Below are 22,296 nucleotides of genomic sequence, written 5' to 3' on the forward strand. Positions count from 1 at the left end.
GATGGCCAGAGACCCTGCCCGAACAGCAGAACATGAAGCACTTGCCTCAACCTCTGCCGGGCAGGAAAGTCTTGACCTTTCCCTGACGGAAGCCGACGAACGTGTTTTCTTCGGCATACCCGAAGCGACAGGTAAAACACCGAAAGCGCCAGCCAAGGCCGACCCATCTGTAGACCATCATTATCACGGCCACCGAGATCGGCTGCGCAGCCGCTACCGGGACAATGGCGACACCTCGCTTGCCGATTATGAAATCCTTGAACTGCTGCTGTTTCGGCTCATCCCGCGCAAGGACACCAAACCGATTGCCAAGGCATTGCTTGCCCGATTTGGCACATTAAGCGGCGTGTTTGGCGCACCTGCGTCACTGCTGCAGGAGGTCAATGGCATTGGCGAGACAGTGGCGCTGGATATCAAGCTGATCTCGACCATTGGCCACCGCACGCTGAAAAGCGAAATCCGCAACAAGCAGATTTTAAGCTCCTGGTCGGCAGTGGTCGAATATTGCCATGCCGCCATGGCGCATGAGACGCGCGAGCAATTCCGAATTCTGTTTCTCGACAAACGCAATGTGCTGATTGCTGATGAGGTACAGGGAACAGGCACGGTTGACCATACGCCCGTCTATACGCGTGAGGTCATCAAACGGGCGTTGGAACTGTCGGCAACCGCCTTGATCCTCGCTCATAATCACCCCAGTGGTGACCCCGCACCGTCCCGCGCCGACATCGACATGACCCGCACAATTATCGAGGCGGCAAAGCCGCTCGGCATTACGGTGCATGACCACATCATCATCGGCAAGGATAGTCATGTCAGCTTCAAGGGCATGGGCCTTATCTAACGTCAGCGTGTGTTCGCTGCCCTTTTCCAAGACACTGTAAAAACAAAACTATTCAGCGCTTCCCGCGCAGGTTGCTGCCCGCTCGCGCATCAACGATTCTTTAACACATAAGCGTCAGTATATTCGAATATAATAATAAAACGAAAAACAGGACGCATCATGCATTCAATACGTAGTGTGCTGCGCGATAAATCAGGCGCATCGGCAGTCGAGTTTGCAATCATCGCCCCGATGTTCATCCTCATCCTGCTAAGTTTGATCGCATACGGCATTTACCTGACGGCAGCCTACGCCGTTCAGCAAGTGGCGGCGGATGCTGCACGCACCGCTGTTGCAGGGCTCAATACAAAAGAACGGGAAACACTGGCAACGGATTTCGTCAAGAAAAGCACGTTGAACTACGCCTTCCTCGACAAGAACGCCTTTACCGTTGCTGTCGCAAGCGATCCATCCAATCCCAACCAGTTCACTGTGACCATCGAGTATGATGCCCGGGGTCTGCCGATCTGGAACCTTTATACCTATGCCCTGCCGGAAAAAAGCATCAAGCGATTTTCCACGATCAGGATCGGAGGAGTCTGAATGTGGTATCTTGAGAAGCTCGTCCGTCGCTTCGGCGGCGACACATCCGGCAATATTGCGCTGACGGCAGCACTGACGTCCCCTATTCTCATCGGCATTCTGGCGCTGGGCGTGGACTATGGTTATCTGACCGTCCAGAAACGTCAAGCCCAGCAGGCCGCCGATCTCGCGGCGATATCCGGTGTCGCAGATATCAACAATCCGGAGCAATCCGTCGCCCAATATTTCAAGCTGAACAACCTTAATCTTGGCGTCGTCAGCCCGGCGGGCCTGATCACCGCCAATGGCGTTGTGCCTTTTGATCCGCAAAAGCCATTTACCAGTGCCAATGGTTATGCCGAAGTGATCAAAGGTCGCTACGAGCCTGATCCCAGTATCGCGGTTGGCCAGCGTTTTGTGCCCAATGCGACACCGACCAATGCGCTGAAGGTGACGATTACCGAAAAAGGCGAGATCTTTTTTGCCGGTGCCTTTGCCAGTGCTCCGACCATTTCGGCAAGCGGCACGGCGTCAGGCAACCAGTTGGCAGCCTTTTCGATCGGTTCACGGTTGACCAGCGTCAATAACGGTCTGCTCAATGCCATTCTCGGAGGGTTGCTTGGCACGACCGTCAATCTGAATGTCATGGATTACAACGCGCTGATCGATGCAGACATCAATGCGTTGCAGGTTCTCAATGCCCTGGCGCTCGACCTTAACCTAACGGCAGGTACCTATAAGGACCTGCTGAACACAGACATTACCTACGGTAAATTGTTGAGTGTGCTGGGCAAGACCACCGGCGTCAAACCGGCAGTTGCCACGGTGTTGAAGACACTGGAACGTGCCGCCAACAAAACCCAGCTGACCCTGAAACTGGCTCAAGTCCTCAATCTTGGCCCCGTGCAGGAGCAGCTGATTGGTGCCGGCGACAATCTGAAGGTCATGGCCAGCGTCTTTGACCTTCTCAACGCCTCGGCCATTGCCGCCAATGGTGGCCAGCAGATAGCCGTCGACCTCGGCGCCGGCATTCCCGGTCTTGCCTCCACCAAGATCAAGCTGGCCATCGGCGAGGCGCCGGTTGGCACCCCGGCTCTGGCAGTGGGTGGACAGGGAACCATCGTTCGTACTGCGCAGACACGTCTGGCCGTCGAAGTGGCGGTGGATGGCTTGAGCGCTATTGCCGGTCTTCGGGTGCGCGTGCCAATCTATATTGATCTAGCTCAGTCCGAAGCACGTCTTGCTGCCATTCGCTGCACCGGTGGCGGTCAGGGCACGGTTGACGTCGACGTGGTGCCGGGTGCCGCCGATATTGCGCTTGGCGATGTCGATACGTCGGCATTCAACAATTTTGGCAAAACGCCGCGCGTCGTGCAGGCTGCGGTGGTGGATTCAGCATTGTTGAAAATCCTTGGCAAGGCGCAGATCACCGCCTCCAACATGACCAAAACCAAAGTCACCTTCTCGCAGGCGGACATAACACAAGGCACCGTCAAGAATGTCTCGACCAAGGATACCGCGACGTCGCTGATCCAGTCGCTGCTTAAAAATCTCGATCTTGATATCAAGGTTCTGTTCCTGACACTGGGAACACCGACCCTTGTTACATCAGCTCTGGCAGACACCCTGTCACTGGTTACCAAACCACTCGACACCGTGCTCTACAACACGCTGCTGGTCCTCGGTATCAAGATCGGTGAAGCTGATGTACGCGTCACGGATGTGCGCTGCATGCAACCTGCCCTCGTGCAGTAATTCTCCTCCTCTGCTGAACTCTCCTACAGCCAACTAAAAAGCCGCCGGATTTCTCCGACGGCTTTCTTTATGTCAGACCTTACAGTCCAGATCAGGCGTTTGCGACAGCGAGACGCTTTTCGTCGCGGCCACCCTTCATGCGCTCGGCAAGAAGGAAAGCCAGTTCCAGGGCCTGGTCTGCGTTCAGGCGCGGGTCGCAATGGGTGTGGTAACGGTCAGACAGCGAGTCTGCCGTTACGGCACGTGCGCCGCCTGTGCATTCCGTTACGTCATTGCCGGTCATTTCAACGTGGATGCCGCCCGGATGCGTGCCTTCTGCGCGGTGGATCTGGAAGAAGCTTTCCACTTCCGACAGAACACGCTCGAATGGACGCGTCTTGTAGCTGTTGAGCGTGATCGTGTTGCCATGCATCGGATCGCATGACCATACAACCTTGCGCCCTTCCCGCTCTACGGCGCGGATGAGGCGCGGCAGATGGTCGGCAACCTTGTCGTAACCGAAGCGGCAGATCAGCGTCAGGCGACCGGCTTCGTTGGCAGGGTTCAGAATGTCGATCAGTTCCAGAAGGCCGTCTGCCGTCATGGACGGACCGCACTTCAAGCCGATCGGGTTCTTGATGCCACGGCAGTATTCAACATGCGCATGGTCCGGCTGGCGCGTACGGTCGCCAATCCAGATCATGTGACCGGATGTTGCATACCAGTCGCCCGATGTGGAATCGACACGTGTCAGCGCTTCTTCGTAACCGAGAAGCAGAGCTTCGTGGCTGGTGAAGAAATCTGTTTCGCGCAGGCTTGGATTGTTTTCTGCCGAAATGCCGATGGCCTTCATGAAGTCCATGGTTTCAGAGATACGATCCGCCAGCTTGCGGTAACGGTCGCCCTGCGGGCTATCCTTGATGAAGCCGAGCATCCACTGATGCACGTTTTCCAGGTTGGCATAACCACCCATGGCGAAGGCGCGCAGCAGGTTGAGCGTTGCAGCCGACTGGCGGTATGCCATGACCTGACGCTCAGGGTCCGGAACGCGGGACTCTTCGTTGAATTCGATACCGTTGATGATGTCACCGCGGTAGCTTGGCAGCGTCACGCCATCCAGCACTTCGACATTCGATGAGCGTGGCTTGGCAAACTGACCGGCAATACGGCCAACCTTTACGACAGGCAGCTGCGCGCCATAGGTCAGCACAACGGCCATCTGCAAGAAGGCGCGGAAGAAGTCGCGGATGGTATCAGCGCCGTGCTCGGCAAAGCTTTCCGCACAGTCACCGCCCTGAAGCAGGAAGCCGTCGCCATTGGCAACATTGGCCAGCGAGCGCGTCAAACGGCGTGCTTCACCAGCAAAAACGAGTGGCGGATACTTTGCGAGTTTGGCTTCGGTTGCATGCAATGCGTCCTGATCCGGATAATCAGGCACCTGCTGTATAGGCTTGTGTCGCCAGCTCGCCGGGTTCCAATTCTGTGCCATTTTACTCACCTGTTTCCTTTCCCGCACAATGCGGGAAGCCGTCCTCGCCAAAATAGAGGCGGCTTATAAACCTGTCGGACGCCCTTGCATAGGTCGCCATTGCATCAATCAGTACCATTTCGGCCCCGGATGGGGCCGTAAATCGATTATATCAGAAAAACCGAATTCAGACGCGTTCGCCGTTTCGGATCCTGTAGCTCGGTGAATACATCGTCACCAGCTCTTCGGCCGCAGTTGGATGCACCGCCATGGTGTTGTCGAAGTCATCCTTCGTGCAACCGGCCTTGAGGGTGATGCCAAGCAGCTGCGCCATTTCACCAGCTTCATGGCCAAGAATGTGAACGCCAACAACCTTGCGGTCTTCAGCATTGACGATCAGCTTCATGATCGTCTTCTCGGAGCGACCGGACAGTGTGGCCTTCATCGGGCGGAACTGCGCGCGGTAGACTTCCAGCTCCTGATAGCGAGAGGCCGCCTCTTCTTCCGAAAGACCAACCGTACCGATTTCCGGCTGCGAGAACACGGCGGTGGCAATGAGGTCATGATCCGGCTTGGTCGGATTGTTCTTGAACTCGGTTTCGATGAAGCACATCGCTTCATGAATAGCCACTGGCGTCAGCTGCACCCGGTCGGTGACGTCACCAAGTGCAAAGATGCTTGGCACGTTGGTACGCGAATATTCGTCCACGACAATCGCACCGCGCTTGTCCAGCGCCACGCCTGCCGCTTCAAGGCCAAGACCCTTGGTGTTGGGGTCACGTCCCAGTGCCAGCATGACGGTATCGACCGACAGCGTGCCGTTGTTGAGGGTGCGGGCCACAAGACCACCGTCCGGTGCCTTGGAGACTTCCTCGATAACGTCAGAGCAAATGATGCGGATGCCCTTGGCTTCCATTGCCTCATGCAGGCCACGGCGCATGTCGAGATCGAAGCGCGACAGGATTTCCTTGCCGCGATAGATCAGCGTCGTTTCCACACCAAGACCGTGGAAGATGTTGGCAAATTCAACAGCAATGTAACCGCCACCTGCAATCAGGATGGAACGCGGCAGCGTTTCAAGATCAAAAGCCTCGTTGGAGGAAATCGTCAGCTCATGGCCTTTGAGCGCCTTGTGCTCATTGGGCGTACCACCCACGGCAATGACAATGCGTTCAGCCGTGAAGGTCTGACCGGTCTTCACCAGCTTGACGGTATGGGCATCCACCAGCTCGGCACGGCTGTCGTAAATGTCAGCCTTGGCGTTTTCCAGACCCTTGCGATACAGGCCTTCCAGACGAGTGATTTCCTGATCCTTGGCGGCAACGAGCTTTTTCCAGTCAAAGCTACGTTCGCCGACAGTCCAGCCGAAACCGGCGGCATCTTCAAAATGCTCAGGGAATTGCGAGGCATAAACAAACAGCTTCTTGGGAACACAGCCTCTGATGACGCAGGTTCCGCCGTAACGATATTCTTCGGCAATAGCGACACGTTTACCAAGCGAAGAGGCTACGCGCGCGCTGCGCACGCCACCGGAACCACCACCGATAACGAAAAGGTCATAGTCATAAGCTGTCATAATATACCCCTGTGAAGATACCCGATAAACGGCCCCGGTATCCTTGCGTCTGTGTGCTGCTGATATAGGTATTCAACACACCAAATGAAAAGCCCGGCCATGAGGCCGGGCTAATGAATTCACGAAAAACTGAAGATCAAGGCTTCGGTGCTTCAGCCGGGGCAGCGCCTTCGGCTGGCAGTGGTGCGAGATCGGCACCGGCAACCTTCTGAAGTTCAGCCATGCTCTTTTCGCTGAGATCGCGGTTGATGCCGGATGCCCAGATATCGGCAGCCTTCAACAGTTCGCGTGTTGCAATCGGTCCGTCTTTCAGGAGCTTCTTGCCAGCTTCGCTGTTGTAGAACGCGCTGATAGCCTTCAACTCGTCAATCGAGAAGGTCTTTGCGTAGGTCGCAGCAGCTTCACGCTCGAGGTCGGCACGACGTGGCGCCAGCGCCAGCGCAGTTTCATCAACCGTCTGGCTAATCGCGTCCTGAACATTTGGCGAAGCCTGGATGAGCTGAGCCTTCAAACGCTCGGCAAGGCCCGGCAGAATGGCATCGAAGCGCTCGGTAACGCCAAGCGTTGCAATGGCTTGCTTAGCCGCAGTGATGTGCTCTTCCGAAATTTCCTGCGCCCGTACGGCAGAGCCGAAAACGAGACCTGAAAAAAGGATCGAAGCAGCGGCAGCGCGGCCCAGTCCCGCTATTCTGATCATGAAATATTTGCTCCTGTTATATTCTTGCTTGCATTGCACGTGCCCCGCCAGGGCCGGCAATAATGGCAAGCGACGCCATATTGATGAAAAGTCCGTGTTCCACAACACCGGGAATCGCATTGAGTTGGTTCGCCAGCGTTTCTGAATCAGGAATACGCCCAAATGATGCGTCAAAAATAAGGTGGCCGCCGTCAGTCGTGAACGGACCATCCTCTGTTCCACGCAATTTCAGCTCGCCCGTCAGACCGAGGCGCGATGCCAGTGCCTCAATCGCAATACGTGTAGAGGCAAGTCCAAAGGCATTGATCTCGATTGGCAACGGGAATGCGCCAAGCGTTTCGACAACCTTGCTTTCGTCAGCAATGACGATCATGCGCGACGATGCCGCTGCAACGATCTTTTCACGCAGCAATGCGCCGCCGCCGCCCTTGATCAGGCTAAGGTTGCCATCCACCTCATCCGCACCATCAATGGTCAGATCAAGCTGCGGCAATTCTTCAAGCGATTTCAATGGAATGCCAAGTTCTACACACAGACGCGCGGTCCGCTCGGAGGTTGGGACCCCCTGCACTTTCAAACCGCCTGCGACCTTTTCGGCCAGCAAACGGACAAATTCTTCGGCTGTCGAACCAGTGCCAATACCGAGCCGCATACCATCCTCAACATAGGACAAGGCAGCCTCGGCGGCTTTAATCTTCATCTGGCGGGCATCCATATGCCAAAATCTCCAGTCGTTTTCTTCGCGTGCTGTTTACACGCCTCGCTTGCCAAACGAAAGCCCTTATGCGCGAACAGACCACGGATGACAGCAGTTTATTGCAAATGCCCATGGCATTGCTTAGGCTGCCGCACAGAATTGTGAGCCCCATGACATTCAATCCAAGCCATAGAGAACGCCTTTGACTGCGCCACTTGCCATTTTCGACCTCGACGGAACCCTGATCGATACTGCACCCGATCTCGTCACCAGCCTCAACAGCACAATCGCCGAAGACAATCTTGCCCCTGTGACCTACGAAGATCTCATGCATCTTGTTGGCCAGGGCGCTAAAACCATGATCAAGCGCGCCTATGCGCTGCGCGAACAGCCGCTGTCCGACGAACGGCTGGAAGAGCTGTTTTTGCGCTTCATCGATTATTACAAGCAGAACATTCCCGGTGACAGCAAACCCTACCCCGGCATTATCGAGGCGCTGCTGCGTCTTAACGACGCCGGTTTCGAGCTCGCCGTCTGCACCAACAAAACGGCCGTGCTGACACTGCCACTGCTGGAACAGTTGAATCTGACCCAGTATTTCCCGACCATCACCTGCGGTGACACCTTTGCGGTGCGCAAGCCCGATGCCGCCCATATCATCGGCACCGTGGAACTTGCCAAGGGTCGTCTGGACAATTGCGTCATGATCGGTGACAGCGTCAACGATATCATGGCCGCCAAAAACGCTGGCGTTCCTTCCATCGGCGTGACCTTCGGTTACACCGACATACCGGTTGAACAGCTGGACCCATCCTACGTGATCAGCTCGTTTGACGAACTGACACCGGAACTGTTGCTACAGTTGATTTCCGACCGCGCAAAGGCGGCCTGACCTCAGCCAGACCTTAGGTTCTGTTGACAAAGTCTGGATGAATCGTCAGCGGATTCCGAAAATCACGCGCTTGGCAACGTCAGCGACGGAGCGCTGAATATCAACTGTGTAGAAGGTTGATTTGGTGAGCGCGCCATTCGCCATCCCGACGAAGTTGTCGCGGCTGAACGCGCAGCCCGTAGTCTTGATTAGATTTGAAGCATCAACCACTGCCTCAAGCGGCTTCTCGTCAAGGCGGACCAGAGCAGGGTAGATAGGAGCGCACTTCTCTCCACCGTTTTCGACCAATTGCCATTCGGCATTGAGGAAATACGTCGCGCGGGCGCGAGTTTCGGACTGCATGCCGCCTTGCTCTCTCCCCCACCGCGAATGCAATTCGTCTTTCCAGTCCCCGACCGAAATCAGCTGCCCGGTGTGTGATTGGACTACATAAACTATCGAGTAGACTCGGCTGCCACTAAGGGGAGATGTCAAGACGAAGCCATATTCTCGCATCAAGCCGAGATTTTTGTCTTCAAAAGAAATGGAAATCGTCTGCAGATATGGAGATCGTGCGGCAGGCGTTAGGGTCACATCTTTGCGGTTGTTCATCGCACGCTGCCGATCAGAACGCTTCCAATCGGGATAGCGCGACGCTATCACCCTTTCCAAATCTGGCGCAGACATCCCCAAGCTGAAGACGGAACTGGGCAGCAAGCGCTCGAACGCGTCCGGCATTGCACCGATGTCGCGGCGTTTCGCCTCTGCGGACGCGTAGGGAACACACGTCAATAAAATTATGGCAACCAGAATTGTGAATACGCTCTTTAACATATGATTCCCTGTAACCAGAGGAGATGTGGATCAAGATCAACCTTACGTTGGCCGTCAACCAAAAAACTGTCCAAATCTGCGCCTCGTCCGCTGATATATGTCAGCCATATCTTCAGTGAAGCGATCGTCAGAAATGCCAGATAGGATGTGCGGGTCTTGCCATAGCGGGCGGAAATTGCCGTAACGCTCATGCATGTCGCGCCACGGGCAACCGATCCGCAGGACATACAGCATTCCATTCAAAAAGCGCCGATTATCAAGTGATGGCCGCGACTTGCGGCCACGTTCTGTCGGTAAAAACCGTTCGACGATTAGCCACTCCTCGTCGTTCAAATCGCCCCGCGCCAAAATCGCCTCCGAAAAGGCAGCCTTGAATCATCTTTCTACTGATTTTGGAATCCACCTTGTCAGCAGGCCTTAGAATTTATCGCATAAAAAAAGCGCCCTTTCGGGCGCTTTTGTTTTTGGGTGATGTCGCCTCAGACCGACGATCCGCGTGCCTTGCTGGTTACGCCGAAAGCCTTCATGACGTAGCTGTCACGGTCATAGACGTCGTCGAAGAACTCGACCTTGCCATCCTTGTTCGGCCATGCGGTGAAGTAGGAGACGTAAACAGGAATTTTAACCGGCACCTGAACCGCACGATTCTTGCCGGATGCGATCTGCTGGTCGATCTCGCTGATGCCAACACCCATCACGGCCGCAGCCATGCGACGCGGATCAACCAGACGAATACAGCCGTGGCTCAGCGCACGCATGTCGCGCGAGAAGAAGCTCTTGGCCGGCGTATCATGCATGTAGATCGCATGGGCATTCGGGAACAGGATCTTCAGGTCACCCAACGCATTGTCACTGCTTGGCGGCTGGCGAACTGCAATGGCATTGGTCGAGCCGTACCAGTTGACGCTGGAAGACGAAACCGGCTTGCCGCCCACCTCAACCTGATAACCGAGACGGTCCAGGTAGGATGGGTCATTGCGCAGCTTCGGCAGCATTTCGTTGACGATGATCGACTGCGGAACGCCCCAATAAGGGTTGAATTCTACCGTCTGGATCTGGTCCTGGAAGAAATAGGTCTGGTTGGCCTTGGAGCCAACAACCACCTTCATGCCGAACTCTTCCTTACCTTCATTGTGGTAATAGGCCATGAAGGCAGGCTGGTTGATGAAGACGTAACGCTGGCCGAGGTCTGCTGGCAGCCAACGCACCTGCTCCATTGCCACCACGACCTTGTTGATCTTGGCTTCGTTGCTGTCGCCAATCATGGCGCGAACCGTTGCACGGCCGATAACGCCGTCAGCCTTCAGGCCATGTTCGCCCTGGAAGGCCTTGACCAGTTCCACCAGTTCCGGCGTGTATTCCGGGGTCTGCTGGTAGGTGGTGAAGGTTTCGGAATGCTGCTGTTTCAGGGTTTCCGACGAACGGTGCTGGATTGCCTTCACGACACTGGCGAGCTCGGCATTGGTGTTGCCGGGCTTGAGCAGCAGGTTGTCGGAGAGAACGATACGCTCATGCTCGTTGCCGTCTTGCTCGCGCAGTGCAGCCAGTTCCGCCTTCAGCGACAGGTATTCCGGGTTTGATCGTTCGCGGCTGCGCAGATAGGCCGTGATGTCGGTGCTGAGACGCGACAGCTTCAGAACCGGCGCCAGATTGACGGTTTTGCGCTTGAAATCATGGTAGCCGGACAGTTTATTTGGATCAATGCGGCCACGCATATTGTCCTGCACATAGGTCAGGACCTTTGCCGACAGCGACAGTTCAAACTGCATCAAGGCGCGCTGGTAAGCGTCGTTTGTGCTGCTCACCTGCTGCTGGACAGGCTCTTCTGGCGCAGTTGCCGGTGTTTCGCTGATGCTGGCGGTAACGTCGCTGGCGGGAACGGAAATGATGTAGTCGGCCGGATCAAGACCGCTTGCCGAAACGCCTGCGAAGAATTCGAGAACGGCATTGGCCTTTTCATTGACTTCGCCATTGGTGACCCACAGCGTTTTGCCGCCAGCACCGTAATAGGCTTCCAGCGCCTTGGCGACATCAACCGGTGCGCTGACCTTGGCATTATCAAGGAAACGCGCCTCATTGTCGGCCGGGCCGAAACCGGTGGTTTTCACCGTCTGGGTCGCGTCAGCCTTATAGGTGTAATAACGCGGACCAGCGATACGCGGCAGCGGCTCAGGGTCAGCATCATTTGCGACACGGGCACTGCTTCCGTTGCCTGTAACAACACCGGGCAGCGCTTGCTGCTCGCGTGCGCCCTGCTTGCCCGGACCACCGCGCAAGAGATCAAGCAACGTGACAGCACCAGCAGATGAAGGCATGGCTACCGAGAACGCAAGCCCGGCTGCCAGCATGAACGCAGCCGATGTTTTTCCAGATCCTGTATGCAATTTCGTCCTCACACCATAAGGCGGGAATGCAGCTGATTCCGCCTGTATTTATTTAATGACTGTCTAACCGATTACCGGTTTTTTGAAAAGAAAACGGACGACAGTGCGGGGCATCGAGCACCTCAACTTTCCGTTACGGAAGCACCATCGTCAGCACTCCATGCAGGGTTGGATTAAATGGTTAAATTTTCCTTTATTTTTGATGGCTTATACATAAAATAACAAACATCATGAACTCAGCACTGCTGCGATTTTTACGCAAATTCGCCATGTGACGGATATGCCACGGCGCGGAATATTCGATTTTCGACAAACCCCATTGTTACACTCAAGATAGGGTCATATGGGCTTTCCATGCTGGGCGGATGGCTCTATATGTCTGCGCGCGCAAGGCGTGCAAAAGTGCCGTTTTGCCGGAGGATTTGAGCATTAAGAGGCAGGACCGATGACAGCCACCCGCACGGAAACCGATACATTTGGCCCGATCGACGTCGCAAGCGACAGATATTGGGGCGCACAGGCACAGCGTTCGCTTGGAAACTTCAAGATTGGCTGGGAAAAGCAGCCACTTTCGGTTGTTCGTGCACTGGGCATCGTCAAGCAGGCCGCCGCCCGCGCCAACATGACACTTGGCCGCCTGGACAGCTCGGTTGGCGACACCATCGTCAAGGCAGCGCAGGAAGTTATCGACGGCAAGCTGAACGACCACTTCCCGCTCGTTGTCTGGCAGACCGGTTCCGGCACCCAGTCCAACATGAATGCCAATGAAGTGATCTCCAACCGCGCCATCGAAATGCTGGGCGGCGAGATGGGCTCCAAGAAGCCTGTTCACCCGAACGATCACGTCAATATGAGCCAGTCGTCCAACGACACCTACCCGACGGCCATGCACATTGCCTGCGCCGAAGAGATCGTTCACCACCTTCTGCCAAGCCTCAAGCACCTGCATGCAGCGCTGGACAAGAAGGCGAAGGATTTCGCCCACATCATCAAGATTGGCCGCACGCACACTCAGGACGCCACCCCGCTGACGCTTGGCCAGGAATTTTCCGGTTACGCCGCACAGGTTGCTTCCGCCATCAAGCGCATTGAACTGACCCTGCCCGGCCTTTGCGAACTGGCACAGGGCGGCACCGCCGTCGGCACCGGTCTCAACGCACCGGTCGGCTTCGCTGAAAAGGTTGCCGAAGAAATCGCCTCCATCACCGGTCTCGACTTCGTCACCGCCCCGAACAAGTTCGAAGCTCTTGCAGCGCACGACTCCATGGTCTTCTCGCACGGCGCCATCAATGCTGCCGCTGCTGCCCTGTTCAAGATTGCCAATGACATCCGTTTCCTCGGTTCTGGCCCACGCGCCGGCCTTGGCGAACTGTCGCTGCCAGAAAACGAGCCAGGCTCGTCGATCATGCCAGGCAAGGTCAACCCGACACAGTCTGAAGCATTGACGCAGGTTTGCGCGCATATCTTCGGCAACCAGGCCGCCATTACGTTCGCAGGCAGCCAGGGCCACTTTGAGTTGAACGTCTACAACCCGATGATGGCTTACAACTTCCTTCAGTCCGTCCAGCTTCTGGGTGACGCGGCCGTGTCCTTCACCGACAACTGCGTTGTTGGCATCGAAGCGCGCGAAGACAACATCCGTAAGGGCGTTGAAAACTCCCTGATGCTGGTCACTGCTCTCAACAGCAAGCTTGGCTACGACGCCTGCGCCAAGATTGCCAAGACCGCACACAAGAACGGCACGACGCTGCGTGAAGAGGCTGTCGGCGGCGGTTACCTGACCAACGAAGAGTTTGATCAGTATGTTCGTCCAGAAGAGATGATCGGCCCGAAGTAAGTCGATTGAAAGATATACATCGAACGGCTCCGGAAACGGGGCCGTTTTTTATTTGGCAATTTTCGCCAACGTATTAGCGTTATTGCAAAAACCATTGATGCCCAAAACTAACCCAAGAAAAATCAATGGCAAAAAATTATACAAGCAAAACGCTAAAGCAAAAACAATCTTCGGTTGATGACCTCAAAAGCAATATAAAAACAGCAACTTAAATTGCGACTATACTTACTTCATCATTTTCGAAATAATAGAACACATCACCAAAATTAAATATTCCAAAAGAAATTGGGTGCTAATATTTAGCATGATTTAAGCCTAGAATTATTTGGAGACTTTGATGAGCACAGTAACCACGCCCAAGGCGCAGGTTCCTGATATTGCCGGTCAGATTACCTATGCCATGCGCAGCATGGGCGTGGCGCCTATACCCCGCAATTACAGTCTATTTTATGAAGCCTATATTGGCTCTAATCCTGCCCTCACCCGCGAGCTGGCTGCCCTTGGCAGCAAGGCGACGCAGGAGGAACTCGACGCGCTGGGCGACCAATATTTTGACCATAATCACGGCCGTATCATTGAAACTGCGCATGACAAGGTTCGCTCTGAGCTGGAATCCCTGCTCTCGCTTTTGCAGCATGAACAGAATTCAATGGAAAACTACAGCAAGCTGCTGGTCGAAACTGTTGCGCGTATTTCCAACAAGAATATCACCAGCAACAATATTGTCGGCAGCGTGATCAAAGTATTGCAGGATGCAACCGGCAATACCGCAGCCCATGGTGAAAAGACTGCACAGAGCGTCAGCCGCCATTCCGAAGAGATGAACCAGGTTCGTCAGGAACTGGACGAATACAAGCGTATCGCCAATACGGATTCGCTGACCCGTCTTTCCAACCGCCGCGCTTTTGATGAAAAGCTGTCTTCCCTGTTCGACAGTTCCATTGGCCTTCATCTGACATCGCTCGTGTTGCTCGACATCGATCACTTCAAGCGCATCAACGATACCTATGGCCATCCGGTTGGCGACAAGATTCTCGCGACCGTCGGCAATCTTATCCGCTCCAACGTTCGCAAGGACGTGTTTGTGGCCCGCACCGGCGGTGAAGAATTCGCAATCATCCTTGAAGGCAACAATGTCGATGAAGTGATGACGATCTGCGAACGCATTCGCTTGTCGCTGGAAAATACACCGTTCCGCAACTCGCGCTCGGGCACGGATTACGGCCCTGTGAATATCTCGATCGGTTACGCCATGGGGTCACAAGCCTCTGGTCCTGGCGAGCTTTACGCACAGTCTGACACCGCACTTTACCATGCCAAGGAAACCGGCCGTAACCGCAGCGTTTTCTTTGAAGAAGGAATGCAGAAGAATTACGTTGGCAAGAACTGGTTGATCTACAAGTAGTAACCAGCGCCAACAACCAGAATGAAAAGAGCCTGTCATGTCCCAAGCATGACAGGCTCTTTTTTATTGGTCGTCGTCTTATTGATCAGGCTGTTGTCCTGTCCGCCGCAAACGGCGCATCACCACATGGTGACGGCCGCACGAGCAGCCCATGTGCTGTCATAGGTGTCCTTGTCAAAGTCTGCCTTGGCAGCCTTCAGCAAGGTACCGGGTGTCGGCAGTGTCGCCGGATCCACAAAGTGCTCCGGGTTCCACAACTCCGATCGCATCAAGGCTCTGGCGCACTGGAAATACACCTCATCAATGCTCACGACCAAAACGGTGCGTGGATGTTTGCCATCCATCACGAAGCTTTCCAGCAAAGCCGGATCAATCGACACCTGTCCGTGGCCATTGATGCGCATTGTGGTGTTGGAGCCGGGGATCAGGAACATCAGCGCGACGCGCGGGTCACGAACCACATTGAGAAGGGAATCGATGCGGTTGTTACCGCGCCAGTCGGGCAACAGCACCGTCTTGTCATCGGCAACGCGCACGACACCGCCACGGTCGCCACGCGGCGAACAGTCCATGCCCTCAGGGCCAACAGTTGCCAAGGCGACAAAGGGCGAGTTTTCGATCATCAGCCGGTATTCGGCGGTCAATCGTTCCGTGACCTTGGCGACCGACGCTTCTGAAACGCCATTGTAAATGGCCTGCAATTCTTCAACCGACTGTATGATACTCATCTGTCCTCACCTGTTCATGCATGTGTGAAAGCACCGTCACATGACAGGAGAATGACGGTAAACCGTCATCCCCTCGCCTCTGCACTGGCGCTTTCCTGCTGCGCACGTTTCTTCGCCGTTCTTGCCGCAACAAGGTCAGCCGGCTGGGCATTGCCACGCACCAGCGAGCGGCCAGCGTAGATGCCGCCGACAACTTCAAGCGCGAAGCGTTCCTGGTCAACATCGCGGAATTCCTCGACCAGCCGCGCTGCGACCTCCATGTCTTCACCAAGCACGTTCAGCACTTCTTCACTGAAGTTCAGTGCCGATTCCAGTGTCTCGCGGATCTGGTAATCAACACCGGCATTCAACAGATCGATAGCGTGGGCGCGGTCAAAGGCGCGCGCCAGCACCGGCACCAGCGGGAATTCGTGCTTGACGATCTCGGCAATGCGGATGGCCGCTTCCTTGTCGTCCACGCAGATCAGTACAGCCTTGGCGGTGGCAGCACCGCCAGCATGCAGGATTTCAGAGCGTGAACCATCGCCGTAATAGACCTTGAAACCGAACTCCGCTGCTTCCCGGATAAATTCCGGATCACGGTCAATCAGCGACAGCGTGTAACCGCGCGCCAGCAAGGGCTGGCTGACAATCTGGCCAAAACGGCCAAAACCGATCAACAACACCGTGCCTTCGACATTTTCCGGCAGGTCCAGATCATGGGTATCTGGCACGGCAGCAGGAACCAGACGATCATGCAAGATCACCATCAGCGGTGTCAGAATCATCGAAATGATGATGGTTGCGGTCAACAGCGCATTTTCTTCACGGTTGAAGATGCCGGCCGCAATAGCGGCGGCGTAGAGCACAAAGGCAAATTCGCCGCCCTGCGCCATCAGCACCGCACGCTCGAGGCTTTCACGTTTGCAGGTGCCGAGAATACGCGCCACGCCGTAGATGATGACAGACTTCAGCACCATGTAGCCGATCACGCTGGCAACGACGATCTTCCAATTCTGGGCAATGACGGTCAGGTCAATTGCCATTCCGACGGCAAGGAAAAACAGGCCAAGCAGGATACCACGGAAGGGTTCGATATCGGCCTCCAGCTGGTGGCGGAATGACGATTCCGACAGCAGCACACCGGCCAGAAATGCACCCATGGCCATGGAAAGCCCGCTCATCTGCATCAACAAAGCAGATCCCAGCACCACCAGAAGGGCAGCGGCAGTCATGACTTCCCGTGCACCGGAGGCGGCGAGTAGGCGGAAAAACGGATTGAGCAGATAACGACCGGCAACAATCAACGCTGCGATGGCTGCAAGGCCAATTCCAATCGACAGCCATCTCTGCGATGCGGTGACTTCTTCGCCGCCGCTGCCGAGAAATACCACCAGCGCCAAAAGTGGCACAATCGCCAGATCTTCAAACAGAAGGATGGAGATGATGCGCTGGCCTTTCAGCGTCGACATGCTGCCGCGTTCCTGCAGCATCTGCATCACAATGGCAGTCGAGGTCAGCACGAAGCCGGTCCCGGCTACGAAAGACGGAATGGCGGGATAACCAAGGCTGACGCCAATGACCGTCAGGCCGGCCATACAGGCCAGCACCTGAAATGCCCCGAGACCAAAAATGTCCTTGCGCATCGACCACAGCCGCGACGGCTGCATTTCAAGCCCGATGACGAACAGGAACATTACGACGCCAAGTTCGGCGATATGCAGGATGGCCTGCGAATCCGAAAAGAACCCAAACCCAAAGGGACCAACGACAAGACCGGCGGCCAGATAACCAAGCACGGAGCCCAAACCGATTTTTTTGAACAACGGGGCGGCAACGACGCCTGCGCTCAACAGCACCACCACCTGCAACAAATCATTGCCGTTTGCTTCAACCGCCAAAGTTCACCTCACCTGTGCGTATATGTATAAATGACGTCTGGAGCGCTTCTGATCAGAACCGGTCGGTTCAAGCGCCCTCGTATGAAAGGAATAATCAGTATCTGCCGTTTGCCACCTGCAGCCTTAACGGCGGCGCGGCTCGCGGCTCAGCCCTTTTTCTGCCAATTCAGCCTCGTAAGCCGCGAACAGCTTGTCGCCATCACGACCGAGTTCCAGCAGATATTTCCACGTAAAGATACCGCTGTCATGACCATCGTCAAAAACGACGCGAACAGCGTAGTTTCCAGCGGCGACCATGTTGCGGATGGCAACATTGCGTTTGCCAGGCACAGTTACCTTCTGCCCGGGGCCATGCCCCTGCACTTCTGCCGAAGGCGACAGAACCCGCATCACTTCCGCCGGGATTTTATACTGCGCACCGTCATCGAAGGTAACAGACAGCAGATGGCGATCCTGTGAGACCTTCAATTCGGTGGGCCAAGGATCACTCATTGTTCATTTCCCTAATGTCTTGTAGTGTTTCACAGTTATGGTCTTGTTTCGTTATAAGCAAGTCTCTAGATAAAACACGCGCAACGAACACCTTGGCTTGGCCTGAAACAGTATCACATTGAACATGTGTTCGAAGCAGGAGTTGGCACGTTGAACAGCTTTTTGGGACCGGTCGGAAAAACCGAAGCCCTGACACCAAATTCAGAACCCATGATCGATCCCTTTGGGCGTGCGGTCACCTATTTGCGTGTGTCGGTGACAGATCGCTGCGATTTCCGCTGCACCTATTGCATGTCGGAACACATGACCTTCCTGCCCAAGAAAGACCTGTTGACGCTGGAGGAGCTGAACCGGCTCTGTTCCGCCTTCATTCAAAAGGGTGTGCGTAAGCTGCGCCTGACCGGCGGCGAACCGCTGGTGCGCAAGAACATCATGGAATTGGTGCGCAATCTCGGCCGCCATGTCTATGCCGGCACGCTTGACGAGCTGACGCTGACCACCAATGGGTCGCAGTTGGCACGCAATGCCGAAGAACTTTACGACTGTGGCGTGCGCCGCATCAATGTGTCGCTTGATACGCTGGACCCGGTCAAGTTCAAGCAGATCACGCGCTGGGGTGATTTCTCCAAGGTCATGGAAGGCATTGATGCCGCCCAGAAGGCTGGCCTGCAGATCAAGCTCAATGCGGTTGCGCTGAAGGATTTCAACGAGTTTGAAATTCCCGAGATGATGCGTTTTGCGCATGGACGCGGCATGGACCTCACCGTCATTGAAACCATGCCGATGGGTGAGATCGAGGAAGATCGCACCGACCGTTATCTGCCGCTGTCGCAACTGCGCACGCAGCTGGAAGAACAGTTCACGCTATCGGACATTCCCTACAAGACCGGCGGCCCTGCCCGGTATTTCAAGGTTACAGAGACAGGCGGCCGTCTGGGGTTCATCACGCCGCTGACCCATAATTTCTGTGAAAGCTGCAACCGCGTGCGTCTGACCTGCACCGGCACACTTTACATGTGCCTTGGCCAGAACGATGCCGCAGACCTGCGCACCGCACTTCGCGCCAGCGAGGATGATGGCCTGCTGTCCAATGCCATTGACGAGGCAATCCTGCGCAAACCGAAGGGGCATGACTTCATCATTGACCGCAAACACAAGCGCCCAGCTGTCGCCCGCCACATGAGTGTTACCGGCGGCTGAGCCGTTGCTCGCGCATTGTATATTGCTTATTTAATTCGTCACCACAACCAGACGTTTTCCCGCCTCGCTGACCTCGCACAGCCATGATCGATTGGCTACTACTGGCCCGTGTCCGAGGGGATTCGGGCGGGAGAGGCTCTACTGTAATGGCAATGACGGAAAATACCCGAGGCGCGATGTTCATGGCACTTGCCATGGCCAGCTTCACCATCAACGATGCATTGGTGAAATCCGTCACCCCATTCATGAATACCGGCCAGATCATGTTCGTACGCGGCGTGATGACCACAGTGATGATTATCGCGCTCGCCAAATATTTTGGCGCCCTGAGGCCCATCAAAACACTGTTTCGACCACTAGTGCTGTTGCGGACAGTTAGTGAGATTACCGCCACGGTCCTGTTTCTGACCGCACTCGGCCAAGTGGAATTTGCCAGCATTTCCTCAATCATGCAGTCCTTGCCACTGGTGGTGACGCTGGGGGCTGCACTTTTTCTGGGCGAGCCGGTGGGCTGGCGGCGCTGGGTGGCGATTGGTATCGGTTTTGCCGGTGTATTGATCATCATTCGGCCGGGGTCGGAAGGTTTTACCACCGGTGCATTGCTGGCAATTGCATCCGTGTTCGTCACGGCCTGTCGTGATCTGGTGACGCGGCGCATGTATGCCGATGTACCGTCGCTGACCATCAGCATGTTTACCGCAACTGCCAATACGGCGTTTGGCGCATTGCTGATCGTACCGATGGGTGGCTGGCAGCCGATGGAATGGAGTGTCATCGGCCATCTTGCCGTCGCGTCCATCCTGGTGCTCTCCGGCTACCAGACGGTGATCTTCGCCATGCGCTCAGGCGAAATCTCCTTCGTCGCGCCGTTCCGCTACACCAGCCTTTTGTGGGCGCTGATGATTGGCATTCTGGTTTTTCAGGAAAAACCCGACATCTGGACCTTGATCGGTGCAGCGATTGTCATTGCATCTGGCATTTACACGTTCTATCGCGAGAGGCGACGCTATCTGATGAAATCGGCCAAGGATTCCTGAAAATCCCCGTCCTGCCGGAATGACGCAAACCAGCCCTATCCGCAATCGTTAAGGGCGGTGACGCGTCAGGAGTAATGAAGTGACTGACGTAGGTTTTCTGAACAGAAAAACACCGCCACATATTTTCACGCTGGTTATGGTGGCCGGGCTTTCTGCCCTCAGCATGAACGTGTTTCTGCCCTCGCTGCCGGCCATGACAGCGCATTTCGAGACACAATATGCCGTCATGCAGCTGTCGATCTCGGGTTATCTCGCTGCCACCGCCTGCGTGCAGCTGGTTGTTGGCCCGCTGTCTGACCTGTTTGGCAGACGGCCGGTGATGCTGGTCAGCCTGTGCATCATGTGCATTGCAACACTGGTCTGTTTTCTGGCGCCCAATGTCGGCGTGTTCATGGTGGCGCGTTTTGCGCAGGCCAGTGTCGCGACATGTTTCGTACTGGCCAGAGCCGTGGTGCGCGACATGGTGCCGGCCAATCAGGCCGCCTCGATGATTGGCTACGTGACCATGGGCATGTCTGTCGTGCCGATGGTTGGGCCGATGATTGGTGGTGTCCTGAATGATATCGGCGGCTGGCAGGCAAGTTTCCTGCTGCTGATGGGCCTGACGATGCTGGTGATCGTACTTGTCTATTTCGATCTTGGTGAAACCAACCGCCAGAAGTCGACCAGTTTTTCGGCACAGTTCAAGGCCTGGCCGGAACTTCTCAAATCACGGCTGTTTTGGGGATACGCGCTGACCTCGACATTTTCGTCCGGTCTGTTCTTTTCGTTCCTCGGTGGTGCGCCATTCATTGGCAGCACACTTTACGGCCTGACACCGGCGATGCTGGGTGTGCAATTCTTCTTCATGGCGGCGGGCTATATGCTCGGCAACTTCATCTCCGGCCGTTATGCCAGTGACATCGGTATCATCCGCATGATGGTGTCCGGCAATCTCATTGCCATGACCGGAATTATCATCGCCATCGTCCTTGCCAATACGGGCCTGCACAGCCCTTACGCCTTCTTCATGCCGCTGGCGCTGATCGGTGTTGGCAATGGCGTGACATTGCCAAGTTCCAATGCCGGCATGGTCAGCGTAAAACCGCATCTGGCGGGTTCTGCCTCCGGTCTCGGTGGTGCGCTAACGATTGGCGGTGGTGCTGCGCTGTCTGTTATCGCAACCTCGCTGCTATCGCCAACCTCCGGCACACAGCCGCTGCTGTTCATGATGGTTGCAACCGGGCTTCTCGCCCTTTACGCAACATACTTCACGCGCAAAGCCGAACGGCAGGAAGCCAGCCTGTCACAACGAGACGACAATGCATAAAAATCTTCCCGGCCTCATTCTCGCTGGCGGCCTTTCCCGCCGCATGGGCAGCAACAAGGCGCTCAAGCAACTGGGCGACAGCCCCCTGCTCTCGCATGTCATCGAGCGCATTCGCCCGCAAGTCTCATACCTTGCGCTGAACGCACCCCATGACTGGGCAGACGAGTTTGGCCTTCCTGTGGTGCCCGATACCAAACTGGGCCATGCAGGGCCGCTGGCGGGCATTCTAGCTGGACTGCGTCACATGGCGACCGTGGCGCCGGACGCCAGCCACATGCTGACAGTACCGGCCGACAGTCCGTTCTTTCCCGAAACTCTGGAAGCCCAGTTGCGGTGTTACATGACGGACGACAGCACGGTCATCATTGCCGCATCTGCCGGTCAGGTGCATCCGGTATTCGGTCTGTGGCCAGTCGCCATTGCCGATGATCTGGAGCAATGGCTGGCGGTGGACGAAAACCGTCGTATCCGTAACTTCCTTGCGCGCCATGCTACGCTTGGCATTTCATTCCCCAAGATTGAAAGCGCCACATCATCGATTGATCCGTTTTTCAACATCAACACACCGGACGAGCTTTCCATTGCACAAGCATTTCTGGATACGCTGGACTAGTTCGAGTTAGCGAAACGGCTGTAACTCGACTAATCTGCCGGGAGTGTCGTGCACCCACCCGGCAAGACGAAGGCAGGTGTCTGAATTGACAGAACTGCCGCCTTGACGCAAAGTCCCATCTCCATCAAT

20 protein-coding genes are annotated in these 22,296 nt (G+C 55.6%); 10 read left to right on the forward strand and 10 right to left on the reverse strand.

The annotated features are described in order from the left end of the window. Position 1 precedes the first annotated feature (1 nt). From radC to M2418_RS04400, 3 genes are all read left to right on the forward strand, one after another. Entirely contained in the window at positions 2–844 is an 843-nt protein-coding gene (radC, locus tag M2418_RS04390; protein WP_259144976.1) for a DNA repair protein RadC, read from the forward strand. Between the two features lie 159 nt (positions 845–1,003). Next, the gene (locus M2418_RS04395; protein WP_192487700.1) at positions 1,004–1,426 is read left to right on the forward strand and encodes a TadE/TadG family type IV pilus assembly protein; all 423 of its coding nucleotides are present in this window, start codon (positions 1,004–1,006) and stop codon (positions 1,424–1,426) included. Then, the gene (locus tag M2418_RS04400) at positions 1,427–3,160 is read left to right on the forward strand and encodes a TadG family pilus assembly protein (protein WP_259144978.1); all 1,734 of its coding nucleotides are present in this window, start codon (positions 1,427–1,429) and stop codon (positions 3,158–3,160) included. It begins immediately after the preceding gene. A gap of 91 nt (positions 3,161–3,251) precedes the next feature. On the opposite strand, the gene M2418_RS04405 is transcribed toward M2418_RS04400, so the two are convergent. The 4 genes from M2418_RS04405 to rpiA all read right to left on the reverse strand — a co-directional run bounded on the left by M2418_RS04405 (position 3,252) and on the right by rpiA (position 7,595). Beyond that, positions 3,252–4,628: a class II 3-deoxy-7-phosphoheptulonate synthase gene (locus M2418_RS04405; protein WP_192487698.1), complete on the reverse strand. Its 1,377-nt coding sequence runs from the start codon at positions 4,626–4,628 to the stop codon at positions 3,252–3,254. A gap of 166 nt (positions 4,629–4,794) precedes the next feature. Continuing rightward, the gene (gene gor, locus M2418_RS04410) at positions 4,795–6,183 is read right to left on the reverse strand and encodes a glutathione-disulfide reductase (RefSeq protein WP_259144979.1); all 1,389 of its coding nucleotides are present in this window, start codon (positions 6,181–6,183) and stop codon (positions 4,795–4,797) included. Between the two features lie 136 nt (positions 6,184–6,319). Next, a complete protein-coding gene (locus M2418_RS04415; RefSeq protein WP_192487696.1) occupies positions 6,320–6,880 on the reverse strand; it encodes a DUF2059 domain-containing protein in 561 nt (186 codons plus the stop codon). Between the two features lie 16 nt (positions 6,881–6,896). Continuing rightward, on the reverse strand, positions 6,897–7,595 hold the full coding sequence (gene rpiA / locus M2418_RS04420) for a ribose-5-phosphate isomerase RpiA (protein ID WP_192487695.1): 699 nt from the start codon (positions 7,593–7,595) through the stop codon (positions 6,897–6,899). Between the two features lie 184 nt (positions 7,596–7,779). On the opposite strand from rpiA, the gene M2418_RS04425 reads away from it, so the two are divergent. Next, the gene (locus M2418_RS04425) at positions 7,780–8,469 is read left to right on the forward strand and encodes an HAD family hydrolase (RefSeq protein WP_259144982.1); all 690 of its coding nucleotides are present in this window, start codon (positions 7,780–7,782) and stop codon (positions 8,467–8,469) included. A gap of 45 nt (positions 8,470–8,514) precedes the next feature. Here M2418_RS04425 and M2418_RS04430 read toward each other — a convergent pair whose 3' ends face one another. From M2418_RS04430 to M2418_RS04440, 3 genes are all read right to left on the reverse strand, one after another. Next, complete coding sequence (locus tag M2418_RS04430; protein ID WP_259144983.1) at positions 8,515–9,282, reverse strand: hypothetical protein; 768 nt, start codon at positions 9,280–9,282, stop codon at positions 8,515–8,517. 54 nt (positions 9,283–9,336) lie between these two features. Continuing rightward, positions 9,337–9,630 carry a transposase gene (locus M2418_RS04435; protein ID WP_259144984.1) on the reverse strand — a complete coding sequence of 98 codons (294 nt, stop codon included), beginning with the start codon at positions 9,628–9,630 and terminating at the stop codon, positions 9,337–9,339. Positions 9,631–9,761: 131 nt separating this feature from the next. Beyond that, the gene (locus M2418_RS04440) at positions 9,762–11,630 is read right to left on the reverse strand and encodes a murein L,D-transpeptidase (protein ID WP_259145884.1); all 1,869 of its coding nucleotides are present in this window, start codon (positions 11,628–11,630) and stop codon (positions 9,762–9,764) included. A gap of 481 nt (positions 11,631–12,111) precedes the next feature. Here M2418_RS04440 and fumC point away from each other — a divergent pair, with 481 nt between their 5' ends. Together fumC and M2418_RS04450 are read left to right on the forward strand one after the other, a co-directional pair. After that, positions 12,112–13,503 (forward strand): class II fumarate hydratase, encoded by a 1,392-nt coding sequence (fumC, locus tag M2418_RS04445; RefSeq protein WP_259144985.1) that lies wholly within the window; start codon positions 12,112–12,114, stop codon positions 13,501–13,503. Between the two features lie 337 nt (positions 13,504–13,840). Further along, positions 13,841–14,908, forward strand: coding sequence for a GGDEF domain-containing protein (locus M2418_RS04450; protein WP_250982692.1), 1,068 nt, complete (start codon positions 13,841–13,843; stop codon positions 14,906–14,908). Positions 14,909–15,027: 119 nt separating this feature from the next. On the opposite strand, the gene M2418_RS04455 is transcribed toward M2418_RS04450, so the two are convergent. The 3 genes from M2418_RS04455 to M2418_RS04465 all read right to left on the reverse strand — a co-directional run bounded on the left by M2418_RS04455 (position 15,028) and on the right by M2418_RS04465 (position 18,008). After that, on the reverse strand, positions 15,028–15,636 hold the full coding sequence (locus M2418_RS04455) for a pyridoxamine 5'-phosphate oxidase family protein (protein WP_259144987.1): 609 nt from the start codon (positions 15,634–15,636) through the stop codon (positions 15,028–15,030). Between the two features lie 65 nt (positions 15,637–15,701). Then, positions 15,702–17,516, reverse strand: coding sequence for a monovalent cation:proton antiporter-2 (CPA2) family protein (locus M2418_RS04460; RefSeq protein ID WP_259144988.1), 1,815 nt, complete (start codon positions 17,514–17,516; stop codon positions 15,702–15,704). A 123-nt stretch (positions 17,517–17,639) separates the two neighbouring features. Further along, positions 17,640–18,008, reverse strand: coding sequence for a gamma-butyrobetaine hydroxylase-like domain-containing protein (locus M2418_RS04465; RefSeq protein ID WP_192487689.1), 369 nt, complete (start codon positions 18,006–18,008; stop codon positions 17,640–17,642). A gap of 210 nt (positions 18,009–18,218) precedes the next feature. Here M2418_RS04465 and moaA point away from each other — a divergent pair, with 210 nt between their 5' ends. The 4 genes from moaA (at position 18,219) to mobA (ending at position 22,167) form a co-directional block, all read left to right on the forward strand. Continuing rightward, entirely contained in the window at positions 18,219–19,208 is a 990-nt protein-coding gene (moaA, locus tag M2418_RS04470) for a GTP 3',8-cyclase MoaA (protein WP_259145885.1), read from the forward strand. A 146-nt stretch (positions 19,209–19,354) separates the two neighbouring features. Next, positions 19,355–20,245 carry a DMT family transporter gene (locus M2418_RS04475; protein ID WP_259144990.1) on the forward strand — a complete coding sequence of 297 codons (891 nt, stop codon included), beginning with the start codon at positions 19,355–19,357 and terminating at the stop codon, positions 20,243–20,245. A 79-nt stretch (positions 20,246–20,324) separates the two neighbouring features. After that, positions 20,325–21,554 (forward strand): multidrug effflux MFS transporter, encoded by a 1,230-nt coding sequence (locus M2418_RS04480; protein ID WP_259144991.1) that lies wholly within the window; start codon positions 20,325–20,327, stop codon positions 21,552–21,554. Next, entirely contained in the window at positions 21,547–22,167 is a 621-nt protein-coding gene (gene mobA / locus M2418_RS04485) for a molybdenum cofactor guanylyltransferase MobA (protein WP_259144992.1), read from the forward strand. The genes M2418_RS04480 and mobA overlap by 8 nt, the downstream gene beginning before the upstream one ends. The last annotated feature ends 129 nt before the right edge of the window (positions 22,168–22,296 follow it).

The organism is Rhizobium sp. BIGb0125, from assembly GCF_024810055.1.
Classification (GTDB): Bacteria; Pseudomonadota; Alphaproteobacteria; order Rhizobiales; family Rhizobiaceae; genus Agrobacterium.

Excerpts from the sequence above, each read along its gene's own strand:
- radC (WP_259144976.1), top strand. The coding sequence starts at position 2 with ATGGCCAGAGACCCTGCCCGAACAGCAGAACATGAAGCACTTGCCTCA.
- M2418_RS04395 (WP_192487700.1), top strand. The coding sequence starts at position 1,004 with ATGCATTCAATACGTAGTGTGCTGCGCGATAAATCAGGCGCATCGGCA.
- M2418_RS04400 (WP_259144978.1), top strand. The coding sequence starts at position 1,427 with ATGTGGTATCTTGAGAAGCTCGTCCGTCGCTTCGGCGGCGACACATCC.
- M2418_RS04405 (WP_192487698.1), bottom strand. The coding sequence starts at position 4,628 with ATGGCACAGAATTGGAACCCGGCGAGCTGGCGACACAAGCCTATACAG.
- gor (WP_259144979.1), bottom strand. The coding sequence starts at position 6,183 with ATGACAGCTTATGACTATGACCTTTTCGTTATCGGTGGTGGTTCCGGT.
- M2418_RS04415 (WP_192487696.1), bottom strand. The coding sequence starts at position 6,880 with ATGATCAGAATAGCGGGACTGGGCCGCGCTGCCGCTGCTTCGATCCTT.
- rpiA (WP_192487695.1), bottom strand. The coding sequence starts at position 7,595 with ATGGATGCCCGCCAGATGAAGATTAAAGCCGCCGAGGCTGCCTTGTCC.
- M2418_RS04430 (WP_259144983.1), bottom strand. The coding sequence starts at position 9,282 with ATGTTAAAGAGCGTATTCACAATTCTGGTTGCCATAATTTTATTGACG.
- M2418_RS04440 (WP_259145884.1), bottom strand. The coding sequence starts at position 11,630 with ATGCTGGCAGCCGGGCTTGCGTTCTCGGTAGCCATGCCTTCATCTGCT.
- fumC (WP_259144985.1), top strand. The coding sequence starts at position 12,112 with ATGACAGCCACCCGCACGGAAACCGATACATTTGGCCCGATCGACGTC.
- M2418_RS04450 (WP_250982692.1), top strand. The coding sequence starts at position 13,841 with ATGAGCACAGTAACCACGCCCAAGGCGCAGGTTCCTGATATTGCCGGT.
- M2418_RS04455 (WP_259144987.1), bottom strand. The coding sequence starts at position 15,636 with ATGAGTATCATACAGTCGGTTGAAGAATTGCAGGCCATTTACAATGGC.
- M2418_RS04465 (WP_192487689.1), bottom strand. The coding sequence starts at position 18,008 with ATGAGTGATCCTTGGCCCACCGAATTGAAGGTCTCACAGGATCGCCAT.
- moaA (WP_259145885.1), top strand. The coding sequence starts at position 18,219 with ATGATCGATCCCTTTGGGCGTGCGGTCACCTATTTGCGTGTGTCGGTG.
- M2418_RS04475 (WP_259144990.1), top strand. The coding sequence starts at position 19,355 with ATGGCAATGACGGAAAATACCCGAGGCGCGATGTTCATGGCACTTGCC.
- mobA (WP_259144992.1), top strand. The coding sequence starts at position 21,547 with ATGCATAAAAATCTTCCCGGCCTCATTCTCGCTGGCGGCCTTTCCCGC.